Raw genomic sequence first — 4,346 nt, 5'->3', positions numbered from 1 at the left:
TGTCTGTTAGACCTTCGGCCGTGTCCTTCAGCGCGATATCTTCCGACATTCTCACGTTGAAGTAAACCAGATCGGGATAGGGTCCCTTCTGCGAGGACAGAGCAAGTCCGCCAAGCAGCAACAGCATGACTAACATCACGTAAGTTAGCTTCTTCACTTCTTTCGCCTCCTTAAGAAATTAGCGTTTCGAAGGAGACACGAGTTAAGCTGGGATAAAGTTGTTTCATCTAAGTAGCGGCAAGAAACAAGAGAGAATAATATAGAACAAAAATCAGTGTGTTTGATTGTCTATGCTGAAGTAAAAATGCTTCACTAAGAAGCTAATGTGTTCGCTAGATTATTATATTACATTCACTGGCAAAATATGAAGAACAAAGAGACCCGATTTACGGTGCATTTGCCAGATAAAACCAGCTCTGTTAATCTGTATTTCTATAACTGCCTTTTCGCTGACTTGAAGTCTATCTTTGTCCAGCTTCTTAGCCCAAAACCCGAATTACTGGTTCATCCAACAAGATGAACCAGATCCAGAGAAATGGAACTTCCTATCTTGATTCAAGAATTGTTGTGATTTGATAGACTTTCGGGCTATTGCCCGAAGAAAGACTTGACGAAAATTCTTATTACTTCGGCTCCCCCAATGAAAGTACCCACACTGCTTCCAACGTTCGCAAATACTACAACCAGAAGGATCTTCGTGACTCTGTTTTTCCAGAAACCTTTGAATGAGTTTACATCTTCGTTAAGGCTCTCAAAGTCAGAGACCTTGGGTTTCCTCACAAGAGCCTCCACAAGCCCGGCAAACCACCCGGCGGCAAGAAGCGGATTCAAGGAGCTTACAGGAGCAATGAAAAACGCCGTTAGTATAGAGAGTGGATGGCCAAAAGCTGCAATAGTCCCCAGAGCAGAAAGCGATCCGTTCCAGAGGATCCAGCTGATAATCTGATCAAATCCAGCATCGCGATTCACAATAATCGTTGAAACAATCAAGCAGATGATCGCGATCGAAATCGTCCAGCCTATTATCTTGCCGGTCTTCTTCTTCGGGGGGATCTTGCTGAGTGCCGCAAGGTCCTGATCCTCTTTTATAGCCTCTTTCAAACCCGGAACATGCCCGGCGCCAACGACTGCGACTACTTTCTTTCCGGGAGCCGTCTTGATCTTCTGGGCAAGAAATTTGTCCCTTTCATCGATCAGTGACTCCTTGAGTTGCGGGAAAGACTTGGCAAGCTCACTGAGTGCAGAGGTCAACATATCTCCCGATTTCATCTTCTCGAGATCTTCTTCTGTGATCTTCTCATCGCTGAAAATTGACAGAACGAGAGTGAAGAAGAGTTTCGTCTTTCCCCAAAAGCCGAGATTTCCCCATATTCTTGCAAAAGTAACCTGAATATCTCTGTCCGCGAGAACAAGCTGCGCTCCTGTCTCTTTTGCCGACTCAATAGCCTGCAGCATCTCTTGTCCTGCCTGGATTCCTATTTGCTTTGCCATTCTTTTTTGATAGGAGGAAAGTATAAGGTTAGCCAGCAGAAGAAAAGACTTTTTCTCTTTAACTACCTTTGCGATATCGGTCTTCTTCCATCTATCTTGATCCTGCATTGATTGATAACGAGAACTGCACAACTCTATTGCAACGGAATCGGGTTTTTCCTCTTCGATAATCGCCTTCACTTCTTCGGCGCTGTTCTTTGATACGTGAGCCGTACCGATAATTATCAATTCTTTGTCATCAAGCATTATTCTGTGTACTGTCTCGGACAACGAAATCACCCTTTCGATTTGACTATCAAACTCTATTAAATCACAATCTTGCACCCAACTCGTCTTTGTGAGATTATCAATTATATAGCTGATTAGATATTCCTGGGGAGGTGTTCTCTTGAGCAATCCCGTACGAGCAGATATCGAAGATCTGCAAGGAATCATTGATCTTGCATCTCTTGTCTTCAAAATCGAAATGGGAAAGATCTTTCCTGTTCTGTTTTCAGAAGAGAATGTGGAAAACATGACAATCGTTAAGGAGGACGAGAGGCCGCTGTCGATGATCGGCTTACTTCCAAGAGAGATCTCTTTCTTCGGGCACAGGATGAAGGTAGGTCTTGTCGGTTCAGTCTGTACACACCCCGATTACCGAGGGAAGAACTATGGAGCAGTGACTCTCGCGAAGGCCGAAGAACTCGCAATAGATATGGGTTTATCACTACTCATAATTTCCGGAGGCAGAGGCTTGTACCAGCGGTTTGGCGCGGTAAGACCGCCGGGAATGAAGAGAATTCTCGTTAAGCCGGGAAGAACAGCTTCTATGAGAGAAGCGGGGATCTCTGGCGTGGGTAAGATTCTCGATCTCTACAGAATGAAACCACTGAGATACATCAGAAACTTCACCGATTTCGAAAAAACCTTCTCTACGGGTTACGCTGAGGCGCGTAAGGCAAAAACCTTTTTGAGCGAGAAGGCATATATTACCGTTGTTCAGAGAGAAGACAGTTATTACGTGATTGAATATGGCGAGAGAAGCGAAGATGTAATTTCCTTGACAAGGGGCTTCATCGATAGACTCGGACTAAAGGAATGTACTATTGTCGCCGAAAGAGACTTCAGGGCAGAGGAGAGTCTTCCGCTCGAGTTTCCCGGAACGGCGAAAATTATCTCCAAGAGAAGCTTTTTTGATCAAATGGGGGGTTACTTCACGGAGATTATGCCTTCAGAGGACTATGACAGATTCATAGAAGCCGTCGAAAGAATGTCGTTGGCCGAATTCAATCAGGAAGTCTTTTGCTGCAGTAAATTCAAGGGGCTTCGACTTTCTCTTCCAAACTACGGATTTGATTACATTTGATAATCGGCGTCCGGTTTCGCTTCGCAGCCGAGAACAGTTGCGAGTTCCATGTTCCAAGTTGCAAGCATAAGAACCGCTGTACGCTTAAGAGCAAAAACCCGCTGGTCGCTAGCTAAGTGACTCTGAGCGCTGTGAAAAACCGTCCTTGGTCCTTCCCCAGATCATTTGTACGCTGCTGAAAACCACGTTGTCCGTCAACGGTCCTCCGTCCGAATACTGGTTCGGTTCTTCGTTCCGGCGCTACGTGTCCAGGTTGTTTGTTCTTGGTAAAGAATTACGTCATGACTGAAAATGAGGTCCGTTCTTGACGTGCGTAATGGCGCGGTGTAAATACAGACTTTGTGAGGCCAGGCTGTTTACTCCCCTTTCGGGAGAGTGTCCCCCTCAAGCGGGTCATCTCATCCACACTCCCCGTCGACGATGGAGCCAACGACACCTCTCTCTAGAGGCGATTAAAGAGCGTTTCCAGATCCCAGAACCTTACCTGTCCTCTTTGCTTTTCCCTTCTACTCTCTGAATAATGGTTTGACCAAGAACGAAGAACAGATCCTCGCTCTGGAACGAACAACTTCTCCTCGGCGAATGGAGAACCGTTCAACTGCGAACTAGTTTCTTTTGCTCTCCAAGAGTTTTCTCCCCGCGAAGCGGGCCTTGCGTCCCCGGATGCTTCTCCGGGCATTGCGACCTGGCGTGGTCTTCGCCAGCCTTGCATCCACTGATGCTTTTCAGTGCAATGCGTCCCACCGAAGGTGGCAACACTTCCTCGCGCAAGCAAGCCTCACTTCCTGCCCGCGGCAGCCTTTCGACGATGCTTTTCGGCGCCTTGCGTCTTATTCCGCTCTTTCCGACGCAACCCGCTACCCCTTGCCACGTTTTAGATAGCACTTTTCCCTTCACATTTTACTTCAAAGAAATCGATAGACCCCTTCATTATCGTCTTCTTGAACAATATGGAGGTAAGATGGCCGGAAGGCAACCAGCGAAGAGTAGCGTCTGGAAGCATTTCGGCGAGTTCCCTGGTAGAAGGTTTAGGAATGAAAATATCGAAAAGCGCCCCCGTCAAGAGCGTGGGACACCTGACAAACTTTGCATAAGTCAAGGGATCGTATTCAAAGCACGAGATCGGAGCGCTGCCGATTTCTACTTCAGGTTTATGTAATGAGTTCAAGTACTCTCTGTAATCTACGTCGTGCAACTTCCGACATTTTTCTCTATTACAGGATCCGTCTTCCTCATACTTGACCCTCATTACTCCGGTCACAAAGCTTTTCCAGGTTATGTGGAAAAAGTTCCCTCCCGTTACTACAAGTGAGAGTCCACAGATCGACCTGTCGAGCGCAGCTGTTATGACCGAGATGAAGCCACCGAAGCTGTATCCCATCAAAAAGTAAGGCGGGGGGGATACCCATTTCAAGTAATTAAGAGCAGTCAATCCATCCACAACTGCGTTTTCAAACCTTTCTCTAAGAACATCCGTTCTCGGGTCCAGAAAAAGCTCACCCGATCT

Annotated in this window: 3 protein-coding genes; 1 reads left to right on the top strand and 2 read right to left on the bottom strand. The window is 46.6% G+C overall.

The window, feature by feature from the left end; genetic code table 11:
• Positions 1-588: 588 nt before the first annotated feature.
• Entirely contained in the window at positions 589-1,761 is a 1,173-nt protein-coding gene (locus tag ENN47_10010; protein HDP78496.1) for a TraB/GumN family protein, read from the bottom strand.
• Between the two features lie 118 nt (positions 1,762-1,879).
• Between ENN47_10010 and ENN47_10005 the strand changes: the two genes are divergently transcribed.
• Positions 1,880-2,839 carry a GNAT family N-acetyltransferase gene (locus ENN47_10005; protein HDP78495.1) on the top strand — a complete coding sequence of 320 codons (960 nt, stop codon included), beginning with the start codon at positions 1,880-1,882 and terminating at the stop codon, positions 2,837-2,839.
• An 874-nt stretch (positions 2,840-3,713) separates the two neighbouring features.
• Here ENN47_10005 and ENN47_10000 read toward each other — a convergent pair.
• On the bottom strand, positions 3,714-4,346 hold a 633-nt coding region (locus ENN47_10000; GenBank protein ID HDP78494.1), incomplete at its 5' end, for an abhydrolase domain-containing 18.

The organism is Mesotoga infera (assembly GCA_011045915.1).
Taxonomy (GTDB): domain Bacteria; phylum Thermotogota; class Thermotogae; order Petrotogales; family Kosmotogaceae; genus Mesotoga; species Mesotoga infera_D.
Note: the sequence above shows the minus strand (reverse complement) of the source record. Positions and strands in the feature narration are given on the sequence as shown.